The organism is Pseudoxanthomonas sp. LH2527 (genome assembly GCF_022539275.1).
GTDB lineage: Bacteria > Pseudomonadota > Gammaproteobacteria > Xanthomonadales > Xanthomonadaceae > Pseudoxanthomonas_A.
On sequence record NZ_JAKZBW010000001.1, the window covers coordinates 244,335 to 262,980 of the forward strand.

At 68.9% G+C, this 18,646-nt stretch carries 21 protein-coding genes and 2 tRNA genes; 3 read left to right on the top strand and 20 right to left on the bottom strand.

All coding sequences use genetic code 11. The features are described 5' to 3' along the window. Positions 1-47: 47 nt before the first annotated feature. From MMG85_RS01055 to MMG85_RS01140, 18 genes are read right to left on the bottom strand one after another with little or no spacing between them, the layout of a single operon-like run. Entirely contained in the window at positions 48-1,283 is a 1,236-nt protein-coding gene (locus tag MMG85_RS01055) for a beta-ketoacyl-ACP synthase (protein WP_241044182.1), read from the bottom strand. After that, a complete protein-coding gene (gene fabG, locus MMG85_RS01060) occupies positions 1,280-2,014 on the bottom strand; it encodes a 3-oxoacyl-ACP reductase FabG (protein WP_241044184.1) in 735 nt (244 codons plus the stop codon). The genes MMG85_RS01055 and fabG overlap by 4 nt, the downstream gene beginning before the upstream one ends. Next, positions 2,011-2,466 (bottom strand): hotdog family protein, encoded by a 456-nt coding sequence (locus MMG85_RS01065; RefSeq protein WP_241044186.1) that lies wholly within the window; start codon positions 2,464-2,466, stop codon positions 2,011-2,013. The genes fabG and MMG85_RS01065 overlap by 4 nt, the downstream gene beginning before the upstream one ends. Further along, positions 2,466-3,656, bottom strand: a complete 1,191-nt coding sequence (locus MMG85_RS01070; RefSeq protein ID WP_241044188.1) for a beta-ketoacyl-ACP synthase — start codon at positions 3,654-3,656, stop codon at positions 2,466-2,468. The genes MMG85_RS01065 and MMG85_RS01070 overlap by 1 nt, the downstream gene beginning before the upstream one ends. Further along, complete coding sequence (locus MMG85_RS01075; RefSeq protein ID WP_241044190.1) at positions 3,653-4,177, bottom strand: DUF3261 domain-containing protein; 525 nt, start codon at positions 4,175-4,177, stop codon at positions 3,653-3,655. Before MMG85_RS01075 ends, MMG85_RS01070 begins: the two co-directional genes overlap by 4 nt. An 11-nt stretch (positions 4,178-4,188) precedes the next feature. Further along, on the bottom strand, positions 4,189-5,421 hold the full coding sequence (locus MMG85_RS01080) for an NAD(P)/FAD-dependent oxidoreductase (RefSeq protein ID WP_241044193.1): 1,233 nt from the start codon (positions 5,419-5,421) through the stop codon (positions 4,189-4,191). Continuing rightward, complete coding sequence (locus MMG85_RS01085; RefSeq protein ID WP_241044195.1) at positions 5,418-7,784, bottom strand: MMPL family transporter; 2,367 nt, start codon at positions 7,782-7,784, stop codon at positions 5,418-5,420. The genes MMG85_RS01080 and MMG85_RS01085 overlap by 4 nt, the downstream gene beginning before the upstream one ends. Then, positions 7,777-8,403 carry an outer membrane lipoprotein carrier protein LolA gene (locus tag MMG85_RS01090; RefSeq protein WP_241044197.1) on the bottom strand — a complete coding sequence of 209 codons (627 nt, stop codon included), beginning with the start codon at positions 8,401-8,403 and terminating at the stop codon, positions 7,777-7,779. The genes MMG85_RS01085 and MMG85_RS01090 overlap by 8 nt, the downstream gene beginning before the upstream one ends. Then, entirely contained in the window at positions 8,400-8,831 is a 432-nt protein-coding gene (locus MMG85_RS01095; RefSeq protein WP_241044304.1) for a thioesterase family protein, read from the bottom strand. Before MMG85_RS01095 ends, MMG85_RS01090 begins: the two co-directional genes overlap by 4 nt. Further along, the gene (locus MMG85_RS01100; RefSeq protein WP_241044199.1) at positions 8,821-10,362 is read right to left on the bottom strand and encodes an aromatic amino acid ammonia-lyase; all 1,542 of its coding nucleotides are present in this window, start codon (positions 10,360-10,362) and stop codon (positions 8,821-8,823) included. The genes MMG85_RS01095 and MMG85_RS01100 overlap by 11 nt, the downstream gene beginning before the upstream one ends. Next, positions 10,355-11,299, bottom strand: a complete 945-nt coding sequence (locus MMG85_RS01105) for an acyltransferase (RefSeq protein ID WP_241044200.1) — start codon at positions 11,297-11,299, stop codon at positions 10,355-10,357. The genes MMG85_RS01100 and MMG85_RS01105 overlap by 8 nt, the downstream gene beginning before the upstream one ends. Continuing rightward, positions 11,296-12,060, bottom strand: a complete 765-nt coding sequence (locus tag MMG85_RS01110) for a glycosyltransferase family 2 protein (protein WP_241044201.1) — start codon at positions 12,058-12,060, stop codon at positions 11,296-11,298. Before MMG85_RS01110 ends, MMG85_RS01105 begins: the two co-directional genes overlap by 4 nt. 4 nt (positions 12,061-12,064) lie before the next feature. Further along, positions 12,065-13,750 (bottom strand): AMP-binding protein, encoded by a 1,686-nt coding sequence (locus MMG85_RS01115; protein ID WP_241044202.1) that lies wholly within the window; start codon positions 13,748-13,750, stop codon positions 12,065-12,067. After that, positions 13,743-14,294, bottom strand: a complete 552-nt coding sequence (locus tag MMG85_RS01120; RefSeq protein WP_241044203.1) for a hypothetical protein — start codon at positions 14,292-14,294, stop codon at positions 13,743-13,745. Before MMG85_RS01120 ends, MMG85_RS01115 begins: the two co-directional genes overlap by 8 nt. 17 nt (positions 14,295-14,311) lie before the next feature. After that, positions 14,312-14,566 (bottom strand): acyl carrier protein, encoded by a 255-nt coding sequence (locus tag MMG85_RS01125; protein ID WP_055944868.1) that lies wholly within the window; start codon positions 14,564-14,566, stop codon positions 14,312-14,314. A gap of 23 nt (positions 14,567-14,589) precedes the next feature. Continuing rightward, the gene (locus tag MMG85_RS01130; RefSeq protein ID WP_142124726.1) at positions 14,590-14,850 is read right to left on the bottom strand and encodes a phosphopantetheine-binding protein; all 261 of its coding nucleotides are present in this window, start codon (positions 14,848-14,850) and stop codon (positions 14,590-14,592) included. After that, on the bottom strand, positions 14,837-15,634 hold the full coding sequence (locus tag MMG85_RS01135) for a lysophospholipid acyltransferase family protein (RefSeq protein ID WP_241044204.1): 798 nt from the start codon (positions 15,632-15,634) through the stop codon (positions 14,837-14,839). The genes MMG85_RS01130 and MMG85_RS01135 overlap by 14 nt, the downstream gene beginning before the upstream one ends. Continuing rightward, positions 15,627-16,364, bottom strand: coding sequence for a beta-ketoacyl synthase chain length factor (locus MMG85_RS01140; RefSeq protein ID WP_241044205.1), 738 nt, complete (start codon positions 16,362-16,364; stop codon positions 15,627-15,629). Before MMG85_RS01140 ends, MMG85_RS01135 begins: the two co-directional genes overlap by 8 nt. A gap of 137 nt (positions 16,365-16,501) precedes the next feature. Here MMG85_RS01140 and MMG85_RS01145 point away from each other — a divergent pair. The 3 genes from MMG85_RS01145 (at position 16,502) to MMG85_RS01155 (ending at position 17,123) form a co-directional block, all read left to right on the top strand. Then, positions 16,502-16,577 (top strand) — tRNA-Ala (locus MMG85_RS01145). A 52-nt stretch (positions 16,578-16,629) separates the two neighbouring features. Continuing rightward, positions 16,630-16,705 (top strand) — tRNA-Glu (locus MMG85_RS01150). Positions 16,706-16,895: 190 nt separating this feature from the next. Further along, a complete protein-coding gene (locus MMG85_RS01155) occupies positions 16,896-17,123 on the top strand; it encodes a hypothetical protein (protein WP_055944856.1) in 228 nt (75 codons plus the stop codon). 19 nt (positions 17,124-17,142) lie between these two features. Here MMG85_RS01155 and MMG85_RS01160 read toward each other — a convergent pair whose 3' ends face one another. Continuing rightward, positions 17,143-17,625, bottom strand: coding sequence for a DUF1249 domain-containing protein (locus MMG85_RS01160; protein WP_241044206.1), 483 nt, complete (start codon positions 17,623-17,625; stop codon positions 17,143-17,145). A gap of 111 nt (positions 17,626-17,736) precedes the next feature. Further along, on the bottom strand, positions 17,737-18,558 hold the full coding sequence (locus tag MMG85_RS01165; RefSeq protein WP_241044208.1) for a pyruvate, water dikinase regulatory protein: 822 nt from the start codon (positions 18,556-18,558) through the stop codon (positions 17,737-17,739). Positions 18,559-18,646: the final 88 nt, after the last annotated feature.

Consider the following 18,646-nt stretch of genomic DNA (forward strand, 5'->3'; position numbering starts at 1 on the left):
CCCCTGTGGTCATGGATGGCGCTGGCCGGGCACCCTTGCCCGTCCGCTCACCAGCGCTTGAAGATCAGCGACGTGTTGATGCCGCCGAACGCGAAATTGTTGTTCATCACATAATCGGTCTGCAGCTCGCGGCCCTCGCCGGTGATGTAGTCGAGATCGGCGCAGCGCGGGTCCCGCTCTTCCAGGTTCAGCGTGGGCGCGAACCAGCCCTCGCGCATCATCTGGAACGCGATCCACGACTCGTACGCACCGCAGGCGCCCAGCGTGTGGCCGACATAGCTCTTCAGCGAACTGATCGGCATGCGCTTGCCGAATACCGCCGCCGTGGCCGCGGTTTCGGCGATGTCGCCATGGTCGGTGGCGGTGCCATGCGCATTGACGTAGCCGATCGCGTCCGGCGACAGCCCCGCGTCTTCCAGCGCCAGCCGCATCGCCTGCGCCATGGTGTCGGCGCTCGGCTGGGTGACGTGCTGGCCGTCGCTGTTGGTGCCGTAGCCGACGATCTCGGCCAGGATGGTGGCGCCGCGTGCCTGTGCGTGCTCCAGGTCTTCCAGCACCAGCGTGCAGGCGCCCTCGCCCAGCACCAGGCCGTCGCGGTTGGCGTCGAACGGGCGCGGCGTCAGCTCGGGCTGGTGGTTGCGCACGCTGGTGGCGAACAAGGTGTCGAAGACCGCCGCAGCGGTGGCATCCAGCTGTTCGGCGCCACCGGCGATCATCGCCACCTGCTTGCCGCTGCGCACGGCTTCGTAAGCGCAGCCGACGCCCTGGCTGCCCGAGGTGCAGGCGCTCGACGTGGTGTACACGCGTCCGGTCAGGCCGAAGAACACGCCGATGTTCACCGGCGCGGTGTGGCTCATCATCTTCAGGTAGGTGGTGGCGTTGATGCCTTCGGTGGTGTGCTCGTTGAGCATCCGGCCGAAATCGCCGACCGCTTCATGGCTGCCGGCGGACGAGCCGTAGGACACGCCTACCCGGCCGCTCTTCAGCAGCGGATCGCCGAGCAGGCCTGCCTGTTCGAGTGCGAGCTCGGTCGCACGCACAGACATCAGCGCCACGCGGCCCATGCTGCGCGTGGTCTTGCGGTTGTAGTGGGCCGGCAGCTCGAACGCCTCCGCCGGCGCGGCCAGCCGGGTGTTCAGGCCTTCGTACTTGGCCCAGTCGTCCATGTGGCGCACGGCGTTGCGGCACTCGCGCAGGCGCAGGTGCACGCTGGGCCAGTCGTGGCCGAGCGGACTGATGGTGCCGGCGCCGGTGACCACCACGCGTCGATCGTTGCGACTCATCCGATCAGTCCTCCGTTGACCGAGATCACCTGACGGGTGACGTACGACGCCTGCGGCGACATCAGGAAGGCCACCACGGCGGCGACTTCCTCGGGCCGGCCGACGCGTTTCATCGGGATCATCTTCAGCGCTTCGTCGACCACCTCGCCACTGACCATCTCGGTGTCGATCAATCCCGGCGCCACGCAGTTGACGGTGATGCCGCGGCTGGCCAGTTCCAGTGCCAGCGCCTTGCTCGCGCCGATGATGCCGGCCTTGGCCGCGCTGTAGTTCACCTGTCCGCGGTTGCCGACCAGGCCGGACACCGACGACAGGGTGACGATGCGACCCGGCTTGCGCCGCCGCACCATCGGCATGACCAGCGGATTGAGGATGTTGTAGAAGCCGTCGAGGTTGGTGCGCAGCACGGCGTCCCAATCCTCGCCGGTCATCGCCGGGAAGGCGGTATCGCGGGCGATGCCAGCGTTGCAGACCACGCCATGGTAGGTGCCGTGTGCGCCGATGTCGGCCTCCAGCGCCTGCGCGGCGGCGTCGCGGTCGGCCACATCGAAGGCCAGCACGCGCGCCTGCCGGCCGAGTTCGCGGATCTGTGCGGCCACCGTCTCGGCTTCGTCCACGCGGCTGCGGCAATGCACGACCACGTCGAAGCCGTCCTGCGCCAGCCGCAGCGCGATGGCCCGCCCTATTCCCCGGCTCCCCCCGGTGACCAGGACCGTCTGTTCTGCACTCATTCCTGCGTACTCTCCAAATAGGCCATCGCGTCGGCGGGTTCGTACACCGACACGTTGGCGGTCGCCAGTTCCTCGCCATCCCCCAGGATGCGGCAGCGGAACATGCCCAAGCCATTGTCGCCCATCAACTCGCGGATCGCCTCCACGCGCAGCACGCTGCCGGCGCGGAACCACGAGACGCGGCTCTCGTAGCGGCGCGTGCCGAGCAGGAAGCCGACCGACGGCGCGCGCCCCGCCGCCCGCGCATGGCAACCGGCCCACGCCGCGATGGTCTGCGCCATGTACTCCACGCCGACCCAGGCCGGCACGCCCTCGGCGTGGCTGAAAGGGCCTTCTTCGGGTACGCGCAGCTCGACGGCCACGGTGTCCTCGTCCCAGTCGACCAGCCGGTCGACCAGGCGCATCGTCCCGCGGTGCGGCACCACGCGCTGGATGTCGTACAGCTCGCGCATCATTCTCCTCCGAACACCAGCACGGCATTGCTGCCGCCGAATGCGAACGACTGGCTCAGCACATGCCGCAGCGGCCGGTGGGCGGTGGCGCCGGGCGCGACGAAGGACAGCGGCGGCAGTTCCGGATCCACCGCGCCATCCCACCAGTGCGGCGGCAGCAGGTGCCGGGGATTGTCGGTCATCGCCAGCCAGCACAGGCCGGCTTCGATGGCGCCTGCTGCGCCCAGGGTGTGCCCGGTCAACGGCTTGGTGGCGCTCGCCGGCACATCGCGGCCGAGCGCCGCGGTGACCGCGTGGCTTTCCATCGCATCGTTCTGCGGCGTGGCGGTGCCATGCAGGTTGACGTAGTCGATCTGCGACGGCGACAGCTTGGCCCGCGCCAGCGCCTGGTCGATGGCGTCGATGGCGCCGATGCCCTGCGGTTCGGGTGCGGAGATGTGGTGGGCGTCGGCGGTTTCGCCCCACCCCGCCAGCCGCACCGGCCCCGGCATGCGCGTCATCAGGAACAGCGCCGCGCCTTCGCCGATGTTGATGCCGTGCCGGTGCGCGGAGAACGGATTGCAGCGCTCCACCGAGACCGACTCCAGCGCCATGAACCCGCGCACGGTGAACGCGCACAGCGAATCGGCGCCGCCGGTGATGACCGCATCGACCAGCCCGGTGCGCAGCAGGCGCGCGGCGGACGCCATCGCCTTCGCGCTGGAGGAACATGCGGTGGAAATCGTCCACGCTGGGCCACGCGCACCGGATTCGGCGGCCAGGAAACGCGACGGTGCGCCGATCTCCTGCTGCACGTAATGGAAGCCGTCCGGCCATTGTCCGTGCCGGTGCCAGTGCGTCATCGCCTGCTCGGCCTCGCCGATGCCGGACGTGCTGGTGCCCACCACGACCGCGACACGCGACGGTCCATGGCGTTCGATCGCCTGCTGCACCTGCTCATGGATCTGCAGGTACGCCGCACGCAGCAATGCATTGTTGCGGCCGTGCAATTGGGTGGGGTGATGGTCGAGTGGCGGCAGCGGACGCGATACCGCGCCCAGTGCCAGCGTCTGCCCCGGCAACAGGCAGTCGTTGGCCGCGACGCCCTGCGGCGCATCGGTGCGGAACATCGCCGCGCGCACCTCATCGGTCCCGTCGCCGAGCGCACAGACGATGCCGAGGTGATTGAGGAAAATGGCGTCGCCGCTCACGGCTCGTGCACTCCGCCGGCCACCGATTCGATCATCAACTCGTAACCGTCGACGCCGTTGCGGATGCGCAGCGTGTCGGCATCCACCTGTTCGCGCTGCAACCAGACCTGGCCGTTCCTGCGCAACTCACGGACGGTGCCACGTTCGGTCAGCTCCCAGCCGGCGGGCAACGCGGATCGGATCGCATCGGCCGGCCACAGGCTGAACTGCACGTCGTCGAGCACGCGCTCGCCACGCACGGCGGCCGGCAACCACGCGGCTCGCTCTTCGACCAGCTCCTTACCGTCCCATTGCAGGCGCACGCCGGTGCGGCCCATCGCCTGCACCGCCAGACGCACGACGGTGGCGTCGACTTCGAGCAGCGCATCCAGTTCGCGCACCTGCGTGCCGAAGCGGAACACCAGGCGCTGCTGCGCGGCCAGTTCATGGCCGAGCGCTGACGGCGCCAGCCGTAACGAAGGCAGCACGACGTCCGGCTTCACCGGCCGCGTGGCGCATGCGGACACCAACAGGCATGCCATCAAAAGCGAGATCAGCCGGTGCACAGCTGCTCCAGCACCTGCAGGCGGCGCTGCGTGTCGGCGACGTAGGGATTCTTCCTGTCCCAGGCATAGCCGGCGAGGATCGAGCAGATCATGCGGCGGATATCCGGCTGCGGATCGGGATGCAGGATGATCTTCTGGAAGCCGCCGGCATACCACGATTCCACGAACCGGCGGAACGTCTGTACACCGCCGCGCAACGGGACGGCGAAGTCGGCTTCCCAGTCCACCGCCTCGCCGGCATAGTGGCGACGCAGGCATTCGCTGGCCAGCTGCGCGGACTTGAACGCGATGGTCACGCCGGAGGAGAACACCGGATCGAGGAATTCGCCGGCATTGCCGAGCAGCACATACCCCGGTCCCCACAGCGACGACACGTTGGCCGAGTAACCGGTGATCTGGCGCACCGGCAGCACGGCCCACTCCGCGTTCTTCAGCAGGCGCGTCAGGTTGGGATCTTCGCCCACGATGGCCTGCAGGCGTTCCAGTTCGGTACCGGTATAGCGATCGAGGAAGGCCTGCTCCGCCACCACGCCCAGCGAGCAGCAGCCGTTGGAGAACGGGATGGTCCAGTACCACACGTCCACGTGCTCCGGATGCGTGGTGATCAGGATCTTGTTGCGGTCGAAGCCGGCGTCGTGCGGGATGTGGTCGCGCACGTGGGTGAAGATGGCGCCGCGCACCGGGAAGTTCGACGGCGACTCCAGCTTCAGCAGGCGCGGCAGCAGGCGGCCGAAGCCGCTGGCATCGAGCATGAAATCCGCTTCGATCACGTACTCCTCGCCCTCCGGCGAACGCACGGTCACGCGCGGGGTCTCGCCCGGTTCGGCGGACAACACCTCGTGGCGGTAACGGACCTCGGCACCCATCCGCTCGGCGCCCTTCGCCAGCACATGGTCGAAGTCGGCGCGCTGCACCTGGTAGGTGGTGCCCCAGCCTTCGGAGAACTTGTCGCGAAAATCGAATTCGGTGGTGCGTTCGCCGCGCACGAACGCCGCGCCGTTCTTGTACTGGAAGCCGGCTTCCACCACGTCCTGCAGCAGGCCGGCGGCCTGCAGGTACTCCATGCTCTGCGGCAGCAGGCTTTCGCCGATGGAGAAGCGCGGGAATTGCTCGCGCTCGACGATCAGCACCTTGCGGCCCTGCTGCCGCAGCATCGCCGCCGCCACGGAACCGGCGGGTCCCGCGCCGATGATCAGGATGTCAGTGCGTTCCGTCTTCATGTGGGGGAATGTCCGTGCAAAGGGGAATCATCCGGCGCGGGCCGGAACAGGGGCGACAGCAGCCAGACCAGGCCGATGCCGAACAGCAGGGTCAGGCCGAACGCGCGCAACGCCGGCGTGGCCGACAGGCCCAGCAGGCCGAACGACAGCCAGGTACTGGCGGCGCCGACACAGATCGCGAGCCAGGCGCGGCCATCGCCACGGTGCTCGACCAGGAAGATGCCGTAGTCGATGCCCATGCCGAGCAGCAGCATCAGCGCCAGCACGTTGAACAGCTGCAGCGGCAGCCCCAGCCAACCCAGCAGCGCCACCGTCAGCACGCCGGCCAGCACGGTCGGGGTGATGACGCGCCACGCCTGCCCGCGATAGCGCAGCGCCAGCACCACGAACACCACCGCCACGCCCGCCAGCAGCAGCCACGACATCATGTGGCGGTAGTGCGTCAGCAGGCGTGAAATATCGGCGGTGCGGTCGACCCAGCGCACGCCGTCCAGGCCGTCCGCCTGCGCGGCGAACGTGGCCATCGCCTCCAGCTTCGACCGGTCGTTGACCATCACCACCGAGGCCACGCCCTGCCCCACCTTGCCCAGCCACAGATGGCGCACCGGCAGCGAGGCCGGCGATGCCAGGAAGGCCTCGATGCCGAGGGAGGTCGTGGCCAGCTCGCCGCGCACCAGTGTTTCTCCCGTCACCGCCGACAGCCGCGCCAGTACGTCCTGTTCGACCCGCGAAGTCAGCGCCGCATCCTCGTCCTGCCGGCGCTGCGACGGCAGCCAGTCGCTCAGCGCACGGTGACCGCCGACGGCTCCGTTCGCCTCGGCCTGGCGCAGCCGTGCGACCAGTTGTTCTTCGCGCTGCAATACCTGTTCGGCATCGCGTCCCTGCACCAGGAAGAACTGCGCGGGGCTCGGCATGCCGAGCAGCCGGCCGGCCTCGCGCTGCTGCGCGATCAGTTCCGGCGGCGAGGACTGCAGGCCGCGCAGGTCGTCGTTGCCCTCCACGCGCATCAGTCCCGGCACGGCGACCAGCGCCACCGCGAGCACGAACACCGCCAGGGCACGACGTCCCGCAATCCTGGGCCAGTGCGCCAGGGTGCCGCCGAGCCAGCGCGAGAAGGCCGTCTCGCGCACCCGGCCACCATCCAGCCACGGGAACAGGAAGATCACGGTCAGGAACGCCGCCGCCAGGCCGACCACGGAGAACAGCGCCATCTGCCGCAGGCCGGGGAACGGCGCCAGTCCCAGCGCCAGGTAGGCCAGCGCGCTGGTCAGCAGCGCCAGCCACAGGCTGGGCAGCAGATGACGCAACAGCGGCCAGCGATGTTCATTGGCGACGCCCTGGCGCGACGAGAACCAGTGGATGCCGTAGTCCTCCGCCACGCCGACCAGGCTCGCGCCAAAGATCAGCGTCAGCAGATGGATCTTGCCGAACACCAGCACGGTCACCGTCAGCGCCACCGCACAGCCGACCAACAGCGACAGCGCCACCAGCAACAGCGGCCGCAGCGACCGGAACGCCAGCCATACCAGCAGCAGCACCGCCGCCAGCGAGCCCCAGCCGATCGTGTTGACCTCGCGGCTGGCCTGCACGGCCGCCGATTCGGCATGCAACGGCACCCCGGCCTTCAGCACGCGCAGATCCGGTGCCGCCGCAGTGGCCGCGGCGGTCGCGCCATCCAGCACGTCCTGCAATCGACGCTCGCCATCCAGCCGGAAGGCCGACGTGCGCAGCGTGTACTGCAACACGGCCCAGTGGCGGCCTTCGGCCTGCAGCAGGCCGTCGCCATCCAGCGCCATGCCGGACGCCGTCGCCTGCGCCTGCCACCACTGCGGCCACAACCCCAGCGGATCGCTGCGCCATTCGGTGAGCCGGGGTGCGCCCATCGGCCCGTACAGCGCGGCCAGCGCCGACTCGGCCAGCGCGTCCGCCGGTGTCTGCGCGAGCATGTCGCGCTGCGCCGGGGTCAGCAGTCGGTCGCGGTGCGGCGCCAGATCGTCGCGTGCCTGCGCGAACCAGTCCTCCGGCGATCCCGCCGTCGCCAGCATGGCCTGCGCGGCCGGCCGTGCGATGGCCACCTCGAACGCCTGCCGCGCCCTCAGCGCCGCGTCCGCATCGGAGGCGCCGAGCATGACCACGACATCGCGCGCACTGTTCTCCGCGATGCGCCGGGTCGCCTCGCCTATCGCGGGATCGCCGGCTTCCTGCGGCAGCAGGGCCAGCACGTCGGTGTCGATGCGCGGCGCCTGCCAGAACTGCACGTGATGCCAGGCTACGGCGGCCAGCACCAGCACCCAGGCCAGCGCCAGCCAACGCCAGCCCCGCAGCGGCCGGCCGGGTGCTAGGAGAAGTGCGGGCTCACTCAAACCGGGCTGCCTCGTCGCGCGACAGGGCCGGCGTCTCGCTCATGCCACTGAAGCGCAAGCGGGTGAAATCGCCGTTGGCCTCGCGCAGTTCGACTTCGCGCACGTAGCGGTCACCGGACAGGCGCACCGAGGTGAACGCCTGCGCCAGCTGACGCGAGCGCGGCACCAGCGTCATCGCCCAGCCGGTCGCCGCCGGCTCGCCCTTCACCTCGAATGTCGACGTCAACGCCTTCATGTCGCCGCTCATCAACGCGAACATCATCGCGTTGACGCTGCGCAGCCCGGGCTGCTGTTTGCCGTCCACTTCCACGCGACGGCTGCCGTCGCGCTGGCGGCTGAGGATGCGGTCCCGGGTGATGACGAGTTCCGACGGAAACGGTGCCGTCGTGGTCCAGACCACGCCCTTGTCGCGCGCCAGCAGGAAACGGCCGTTGGAACGCAACGGATTCCTGAAGCCGGCGACCTGCTTTTCCTGGCTGAAATCGCCCCGCAGCAATGGCACCTGCGCCACCTGTTCGCGCACCTGCGCCAGCGGATCGGCGGCGATGGCCGGCGCCGCGAGGCCAACCGCCACGACGGCAAGCACGAACGCGAACACGCGTCCACGGATCATCTTCATGGCGCCTCGACTCCCAGCCGTTCCCACAGCACAGGCGGGCACTGATAACGCATCTCGCCTGAAGCGGCGTCGACCGCGACCTGGATCGTGTGCGCCCGCGTCAGTACCTCACCGCTGGCGGCATCACGAATCTGGTAATCCAGCTTCAACCGGTTCTCCCACTCGCTGATGCGTGCGGCCACCACCAGCGGCTGCGCGTAACGCAGCGGCCGGATGTACTTCACGCGGGCGTCGACGACCGGCCACAGGTAGCCGGAGGCCTGCATCTGCGGATAGTCGTAGTCGAACCGCTGCAGCAAGGCGCAGCGGGCGATTTCCAGGTACTTGAAGTAGTGCCCGTGCCACACCACCTGCATGGCGTCGCAGTCGTGGAACGCCGGGCTCAGCGGGATCTCGATCGTAAGGTCGTCGCGCAGGTCAGCCGGCATAGACATCCCAACGCTCGTCGCGGATGTCGGCCAGCAACTGGCGCAGTTCGCCGTCCAGCGCACGGTCTTCCTCCACCAGGGGAATCCGTGCCTGCAGGTCGGCGTACATCGTCGCCGGCCCTTCACCCAGGGTGGACTGCAGGCCGACGCGCTCGCGCAGCGCCAGCGCCTGACGCGCGGCGATCAGCATGCCGGCGATCACCTGCTCGGTCAGTTCGATCACGCGCAGGCAGTCGCGGGCCGCGATCGTACCCATGCTGACCTTGTCCTGGTTGTGGCATTCGGTGGAACGCGAGAACACCGACGCGGGCATGGTCAGCTTCAGCGCTTCGGCGGTCCATGCCGACACGCTGATCTGCAGGGCCTTCAGGCCGTGGTTGATCGCCGCGCGCGGACCGGTGGCGCCGGACAGGTTGGCCGGCAGGCCGTGGTTGTAGCGCGCATCGACGATCAGCGCGAGCTGGCGGTCCAGCAGGTCGGCGAGGTTGGCCACCGTGTTCTTCAGCGAGTCCATCGCGAAGGCGATGTGGCCGCCGTAGAAATGTCCCCCGTGCAGGATCTGCTCGCGCTCGGGGTCGATCAGCGGATTGTCGTTGGCGCTGTTGAGTTCGGTCTCGATCAGCTGGCGCAGGAACGGCAGCGCGTCCTCCAGCACGCCGATCACGTGCGGCGCGCAGCGCAGCGAATAACGGTCCTGCAGGCGTTGCTCGTTGCGCGGCGGCCGGTCGCTGTGCAGGTCCTCGCGCAATCGCTGGGCCACGCGCAACTGGCCGGGATGCGGCTTGGCGGCGAACAGCACGGCATCGAAGTGATGCGCGTTGCCATCGCTGGCCAGCACGTTGAAGGCGGTCAGCCGGGTGGCCAGCCGCGACAGGTATTCGGCACGGTGGAACGCCAGGCAGGCGAGCGCTGTCATGACGGCGGTACCGTTCATGATGGCCAGGCCTTCCTTCGGGCGCAGCGTCAGCGGCGTCATGCCGATCTCGGCCAGCGCCTCGCGGGCGGGACGCTGGCGGCCGTCGTGCATCACCTCGCGCTCGCCGCACAGCACCGCCGCCACGTAGGACAACGGCGTCAGGTCACCGCTCGCGCCCACCGAACCCTCGGCCGGAATCAGCGGCAGCACGTCGTGGCGCAGCAGCGCTTCCAGCCCTTCCAGCAGCGGCACGCTGACGCCGGACATGCCGCGCACCAGCGAGGCCAACCGCGCGGCGAGCACCGCGCGCGTCTCGGCCGGGTCCAAGAAGCGGCCCAGGCCACAGCCGTGGTAGGTGTACAGATGGTGCGGCAGTTCCGCGACCAGGGCCGGCGGAATATTGACCGTGCAGGAATCGCCGTAACCGGTGGTGACGCCGTAGATGACGCCTTCCTCCTCCAGCAGACGGCTGAGGAAATCCGCGCCCTTCGCGATCCGCGCGCGGAACGCCGGGTCCGTCGACAGCACCGCGGACACCTGCCGCCGCGCCAGCGCCACCACATCCTCGATGCGCAGCGGTGCATCGCCGAAGACGGGCGCCACGGGGTCATTCATTGCGGGCGTCATGCGTTACCTGATCCCAGAAGGGGTAGAAGTTGAACCAGTCGTACGGGGAGCGGCGGACCTGCTCTTCCATCCACGTCGAGAATTGCGCAGCGTAGCCGGCCAGGGCGGCATCGCGTGACCCGCGCGGCAACTCGATGCGCTCGGCGAACGTGTCGAACTGCACCGCATAGCCATCTCCTTCGTGCAGGCAGGCCATCGCGAACACCGGGCAGCGCAGGGCCGAGCCGAGCACGTAGGCGCCGATCGGGAACGGCGCGTCGTGACCAAGAAACGGGGCGATCACGCTGCGGCCACCGCGCAGCGGCACGCGGTCGCCGGCGATGGCGACGAACTCGCCACGCGCCACGCGTTCGGCCAGCTTCACTGCGTCGGCCGGCCCCAGGTCGGTGACCTGCAGCAGTTCGACCCGCGTGGTCTCGTCGAGCCGGCGCATCATCCGGTTGAAGCGTTCGGCGTGCGCGGTGTGCACCAGCGCGGTCAGACGCAGGCCGGGGACCTGCTCGGCCATCACCTGGCACAACTCCAGGCAGCCCAGGTGGGCGGTGACGATCAGCCCGCCCTGCCCCGACCGCACCCGTGCCAGCACGCCCTGACGCTCCATCCGCACCTTGTCGACCGGATAGCGCTGGCCCAGCGCCAGGATCTTGTCGAGCATGGTCTCGGCGAACATCGCGAAATGGTGCAGGCTCTGCCACATGCCGGGGCGCCGCGCCGGCACACCCAGATGCTCGTGCGCGCGCCGCAGGTACTGCAGCGATGCGCGACGCGCGGTGCCGTTGAGCAGCCAGTGCACCAGGACCACCGGGTACACGCAGAGGCGGAACGGCCAGCGCCCCAGCCAGCGATGCACCGCGCACAGCAGCAGGATGCCGCGCACCGAAGTGGACTCGCCGATGTCGGCCCAGTGCTCGCTGCGGCCGCTCATGCCGTGGCCTCCGGTGCGCGGCGCGCCAGCAACCGTGGCAGCCGGCGCAGCATGCCGAAGAACAGGCGCGTGTGCATGCGGCTGATCCGCACGTTGTCGCGCCAGACGTCGAAGTGCGACACGCCGTCCAGAGGATAGGTCACGCGCGTCGGCCGGTTGCGTACGCTGACGCCGCGCCAGAACAGGCGCACCAGCACTTCCACGTCGAAGTCCATGCGCCGCCCGATGGTTTCCTCGTCCATCAGCCGCATCACCGGCGGCAGCGGATACACCCGGAAGCCGCACATCGAGTCGCGGATGGCGAGCGACAGCGTGTTGATCCACACCCACACGTGGGTCAGGTAGCGACCGTACAGCCGACCCTTCGGCACGCTGTCGTCGTACAGCGGCACGCCGCAGACGACGGCGGCCGGATGCGCCCGGGCTTCGGCGAGGAAATGCGGGATGTCGGCCGGATCGTGCTGGCCATCGGCATCGATCTGCAGGACGTGGGTATGACCGTGGGCGTCGGCGTCGCGGAACCCGGCCAGCACCGCCCCGCCCTTGCCCTGGTTCACCGGCAGGCGCAGCAGGCGCACCTGCGGCGCATGCAAGGCCGCGAGCCGATCTAGTTCGCGCGCACAGGCGTCGCCCGAGCCATCGTCCACCAGCAGGCACGGCACGCCGGTGGCCACCACGCCCGCCACCATCGTGGCGATGGCGTGTTCGTGGTCGAACACCGGGATCACCACCAGCGGACGGAACGCGGCGGGCAACGGCATGGGCTTATTCGTCATCGGCAAACACTACCCGGCCGCTTGCATGCGGTCCGTGCACGGAGGTGTAGCGGAACACCAGCGTGCTGCGGTCGGCCCGCCATTCGATCTCCAGCCGGATCAGGTCGCCCGGTCGCGCGACCCGCTGGAACTTCAATGCTTCCATCCGCAGGAAGCGCGGCGGCATGGCGAACACGTCCCGTGCCAGTTGCACCGCCCAGTCGAGCTGTGCAACGCCGGGCAGGACCGCGGCCTGGGCGAAGTGGCCATCGAACACCGCCAGCGAGGCGTCCAGCAGAAGTTCGGCCTGCGCACGATCGGCTTCGCGCAGGGTCCAGTGCGCTTCCGGACGCTCCGGCCGGAACAGCGCGGTCAGCGCCGTTTCGGTCACCTTGCCTTGCGCATTCGACGGCAGCGACGCCACGAAGCGCCAGCGTCGGGGCCGCGTCACGGCATCCTGGCTACCGGCCAGGTGCCGCGACAAGGCCTGCGACAACCTGCGGCGCGCAGCGGCATCGGCAGGCACGGGCACGCCGTCGGCCATCGCGACGACGGCGGCCAAGGCGCTGCGCGCGCCACCCAGCAACAGCACCCGGGCCTCCTTGACCGACGGGTGCGCCTGGATCTGGCGTTCGAGCGCGTCCAGCGAAACGCGCCGCTCCTCCACCTTGACGATGCGGTCGGCACGCCCCAGCAGACGGAAGCCGCCCGCGTCGTCCGGCTCCGCGCGATCCTGGCTGCGCCACCATGCCGCCTCGGCCAGATGCGGCGAATGCACTTCCAGCACGCCGTCCTGCACGCGCCAGTCCACGCCGGGCAGCGGCGTCCATGCGGGCTGTTCGGTGTTCCAGCGGCGCCAGGCGATGCCGCCGGTTTCGGTGCTGCCCAGGATCTCGGTGGGCGGCACGCCGAGCAGGCGCGCGGTGTCGTGTGCCGCGTCCGCCGGCAGCGCACCGCCGGACGAGAACACCGCACGCAGCCGCCCGTGCAGCGACGCCCACGACAACTGCGCGGGCAAGCGTTTCAGATGCGCCGGGCTGGCGACCAGCACCGCATCCCGCCCCTCCATCGCGGCCAGCAGGTCTTCCGGAAAGAACGCCCGCGGCACGATGGCGCGCCCGGCCGCCAGCGGCCACAACACGCGGAACAGCAGGCCGTAGATGTGCTGGTGCGACACGGTGCCGTGCACCGCCACGCCCTCCAGCCCGTCGCCCAGCGCGCTCTCCAGCGCGTGCACTTCGGCATCGAGCTGGCGCAGCCGCTTCTCGATCGCGACGGGTTCGCCGGTGCTACCCGAGGTGAACACGATCAGGCGCGTGGCGTCCACGTCGAGCGGCAACGCCAGCGCGTCGGCGTCCGTCGTCTGCTCCGGCAACGGCAGGTCGCTCTGCTGCCAATCCCCGGCGAAGCCATCCACCTGCGTCCGCAGGCGCGCCTGCGTGCCGGCCAGCGCGTCGCCCGGCAGCACCACGGTCTTGCCGGCGTGCCATGCGCCGTACAGCGCGGCGGCGAAACGCGCGGCGTCATCGAAATGCAGCGCCCAGGTGTCGCCTGCCTGGGCGCGGAAGCCCGCCTGCCAGCGCAACACGTCGCGATGGAATGCCGCATGGTCCGCAGAGCCCGCGCCTGCGGACACGAACGCGCGACCCGGCAAGGCGCGCACGGCGACGTCGGCAAGCGCGCACCACTCAGCCATGCCGATGCCCCGCTTTCACGCGCTGCCGCACCAGCCACTCGCCGCCGAACAGCAGCCCGATCAGTCCGTAGGCGATCAGGCCGTTGTACAGCGCCCAAGCACGGTCCGACATCCACAGCGCCGTGACCAACGCCAGCGCACCGTTGAACACGAAGAAGCCGCACCACACCTGGGTCACCCGGCGCGTGTAGGCCACGCCGGTGGGCGGCAGGTCGGGCTCGGTGAGTCGCGCGATGCGCTCGACCGCCGACGGCGGGAACACCAGGCTGGTCGCGAACACTCCCAGCATCACCGCGTTGATCAGGGCCGGATAGAGTTTCAGCGGCAGCGCTTCGTTGAAGACAGTGGCCAGTGCCGCCAGCAGGGCGGCGCCGGCGGCCGCGACCAGCCAGACCGCCTGGCGGGTGGCAACGGCGCGCAACACGGCGAGCGCGAGCAGCAGCAGCGCCAGCCAGCGCGGCTCGAAGCGACCCATCGCCCAGTACACCACCAGCGGGTACGCCAACGACAACGCCACGAAGATGGCCGCGCCTATCCTGGACACGGGCACGCGGCGTGCGCTCAGGCGGCTTGTTCGCGGATCAGGCCGTACAGCACGTCCACGATGTCCTGCACCGTGCGCACCGACTTGAACGCATCCGGCTGCAGGCTGCGCCCCAGCAGCGGCTTGAGCTGCACGATCAGGTCCACCGCATCGATGCTGTCGATGTCAAGGTCGTCGTAAAGCCGGGCCTCGGGCGTGATGCGCGCGGGCTCGATCTCGAAGCTGTCATGCAGGATCGTGACGATCCGGTCGAAAAGTTCGTTCTTGGTCATCTTGCCAGTCCTGCCGACCCTGCTCAGGCCTTGCCCTGCGAGGCGACGAAATCCGCCAGGGCGCGCACGCTGGCGAAATGCCGGCGGGTTTCCTGCGAGTCCGCGGAGAGTGCCACGCCGTAGCGCTTCTGCAGCGCCAGGCCGAGTTCCAGGGCGTCGATGGAATCCAGGCCCAGCCCCTCCACGAACAATGGCGCGCTGGTATCGATGTCGTCGGGGGAGATGTCTTCCAGCGACAGCGACGAAATGATCAATTCCTTGATCTCGTGCTCAAGTGCCTGCACGCGATGGATCTCCCGCAAAGTAGTTGGCCAGATGTTCCGTGAGTCGCCGGGCTGCCAGCGCCTCTCCCCCCGCCGGTGGATCCGCCCCCGCCATTCCGTTCAGGAATGGGGCGATCGGCAGGTCTTCCTGGACATCGATCACCATGTGGAATCGCACCGGCGGCACACGATACCACTTCTCCCCTTTCCCCAGCGTCAGCGGCGAGCAGGTGATCCGCACCGGGGTGATGTCCAGCGCGCCCCGCACGGCGATGTTCGCCGCGCCGCGCTGCAGTTTCATCGGCTGCCCCGGGGTGGTCCGCGTGCCCTCGGGGAAGATCACCAGCGCGCCGCCGGCACGGACCGCGGCGATGCAGTCCTCCACCAGGCCTGCGCCGTCGTCGTTGGCCACATAACCTGCAGCGCGGACCGGGCCGCGCATGAACGGATTGCGCGCCACCGCCGACTTCACCACGCAGTCGGCGTTCGGCAGCAGGGAAATCAACAGCACCACGTCGATCAGGGTCGGGTGATTGGCCAGCAGCAGCAGCCCGTCGCGTTCCAGGCGCTCGCGGCCCCGGATCTCGTAGGTCATCACCCCCAGCCGCCGCATCAGTTCGACATGGGCGGCGAAACTGCGCTGCACGAGGCGCCGGGCCCAGCGCCGCCGCCGCTCGGGATCGCGGACCAGCCACAGCATCGGCGGCAGGAAGAAAAGACCCAGGACCAGCCCTCCCACCCCGAACGCGAGGAAGCTCAGCCCCGTGCCCAGCACACGCCATGCATGGTCGATGCGTTCACGCATCGCGCCGCCACTGCCACGTCACGTCGTCGCAACGCCACTGCAGCCCCGCATCGCCCGCCAACAGGAAACGCAGGACGTCCAGGCCATGCGGCAGTGCCGGGTTGCCGGCCTGTTCCGCCGGGCGGTCGCTCCCCCATGCCAGCCGCAGGGTCGGCAACGCGGCATCGGCTTGGCCGATCCGCCAGCACCAGGCGAAGCCGGCGTCCGGTTCGTCGGCAAAGTCGGTGTAGATCGCCGGCAGCGGCGCGTCGTACACCACCAGCATCACGTCCTCCGCGCCATCGGCCAGCAACGAGGCTGCCTCGACGCATGCGGTCTCGACCGTCGCCATGCCGCCGGCCAGGGCAAGGTAGTTGCCGCGCTGGCGGCGCAGGATCGAGTACAGCGCCGCGATCGCGTTGTGCACCGACAGGCCGAACGTCGTGGGCGACGGCGGCTGCTCCGTCGCCAGGGCTTCCAGCAGTTCCATCGAGCGCGACACGTCGCCGTGTCGCGACGCGAAGATGAGCGGCATGCCGTTCTCCTCGGCACGCTGACACCAAAACGCGGTCTGGATGGCCATCCGCCCCAGACGCTCGATGCGCCTGCGCTGCATGGGCGGCACTTCGGCCAGCGCGGGGGTTTCATCGCCCGTCGGCAGCCACGGCGCGGCCGCCCAGGCGCGCCACGCATCGTGGTCCACCAGACCGGGCGCCCACGCGGACCATTCCTTTACTGAAAACGCGATCATCCGCCTTGCGCTGCCTCTCGATGTCCGGTCGCGTATTTCAACCGCATGCACCTTCCACCGCCAGTCGTGAAAATTTTCGTAAGGGATGCTTGCGCATCGGAAAGAGGCTGGCTATTATTTCGCTCCTGCCAGCACGTGGGGCCATAGCTCAGCTGGGAGAGCGCCTGCATGGCATGCAGGAGGTCGGCGGTTCGATCCCGCCTGGCTCCACCAACTTCCGGACAATAGGCCGTCCGGAAAGAAAAACCGGCAACAACTTTCGTGCGTCCCCATCGTCTAGAGGCCTAGGACATTACCCTTTCACGGTAGCGACCGGGGTTCGAATCCCCGTGGGGACGCCAATCTTTCAAGGCCCGGGAAACCGGGCCTTTCTTTTGCCCGTCATCCGGCCGGATGGCCGCCTGCGCCCGCATTTACAAGAACCTCACGGGGCACGGCGTACAAGCTGGCGCCATGCGTGCGCCGTGGCCCTGCCGCCGCGCACGCCGGACAGTGCAGTCGGAGTGGAGCCCACCCTGCGGAGCCGCGGCCATGACACACGATGCCCTTGCTGACGAACTGGTCTCGCAGCTGCCGCTTCATCGCGACACGCGATGGACGGCGGGATCGCTCGGACTGGACGCCGCCGCGTTCGACGCCGTCGCGCAGCGTCTGCTCGAACTGGAAACACAGGGCTCGGTGGACGTGATGAACCTGTCGCGCGACGCCAGCCATGGGCTGCGCCGTCTCAACGCCATCCGCTTCGTCCGCGTGGCCTGAGCCTTCCGCTGACAGCGCGTCAGGCGACGTCGCGTGCGGTGCCCACCGGACGCAGGGTCGCCACGCCATGGCCCTGCTCGCCCAGGTATTCGAGCCACTTGCCGAGGAAGGTATTCATCCGCATGCGGTGGCTGATCACTTCCGCCGGCGGCGGATACAGGCCGATGACGTCCTGCCAGCGCTTGCCGACGTAGCAGTGCGTCGCTTCGGCCTGATGGGCGTCGCGGTAAAGACGGACGAACGCGGACGGATCGGGCTCGCCGGTCAGCGGATCGCAGATGTCGTAGGTCAGCCGCAGTTCCACCGTGTAGCGATGCGTTTCGATGACCTCCAGCTGCAGGTCCAGGCCATCGCCGATGCTGGACACGTAGGCGCCTACCGGCAGATGGTCCGGTGCGAACAACCGCGTGAGCCGCGCATGGTTCTCCGCGTACAGCGCCATCAGCCAGCCGAAGCGGCCCAGACGGGGAATGCGCGCGGTACGTGCGAGTGCCTGTGACATGCGTCGATCCTACACGCGCACGCGCGCCGGCGGCAGCATTGACGCCCCGGCGCATGCGGCCTAAGTTAAGGATTCCCGGTCGAGCACCGGGCGCGCACGACGCCCCCGCCTTCAATACATCTCGCGCTGCAGGCCCAGCGTGGACAGCACCTTGCTGGAGATTTCCTCGATCGACTTGTTGGTGGTGCTCAGCGTCGGCAGCCGTTCCACCTGGAACATCGCCTCGGCCGCGGCGACTTCGCGCTTGCACGTCTCCATCTTCGCGTAGCCCGAATTCGGACGCCGCTCCTGGCGGATCTGGTGCAGGCGGTCGGGGTCGATGGTCAGCGCGAACAGCTTGCGGCGATACGGACGCAGCCGCATCGGCAGGCGATCGGTCTCCAGGTCGCCATCGGTCAGCGGATAGTTGGCCGCGCGGATGCCGTAATGCAGCGCCAGGTACACGCAGGTCGGCGTCTTGCCGGCGCGCGACACCGCCACCAGGATCACGTCGGCCTCGTCGTAGTTCACCGCCATGCCGTCATCGTGGGTCAGCGCGAAGTTCATCGCGTTGATGCGACGGTGGTACGTCTCGAAATCCACCAGGCCATGCGCCTGCCCCACCCGGGACTGGCGCTGTTGGCCGAGCTCGCGCTCCAGCGGCTCGATGAAGGGCGCGAAGACGTCCAGCATCAGCGCGCCGCTTTCCGCGACCAATGCGCTCAGCGACGGGTCCACGCAGGAATTGATGACGATGGGCCGGCTGCCGAGCTTCTCGCCCATGCGACGGATGCGGTCGGCGGCGTCGCGTGCCTTTTCCTCGTCGTCGACGAACGACAGCCGGTCGGTCTGGAAGCGCATGCCGGCGAACTGGGTCAGCAGGCTGTGGCCGATGGTCTCGGCGGTGATACCGGTGCCATCGGAGACGTAGAACACGGGGCGCAACTCAGACATGCCCTTTCCTTCCCTGCTTCACCATGGAAACCCCCGTCAGATCAAGCTTGTCTGCAATTGGTATGCACTGCATCATAGCGCCTCTTTC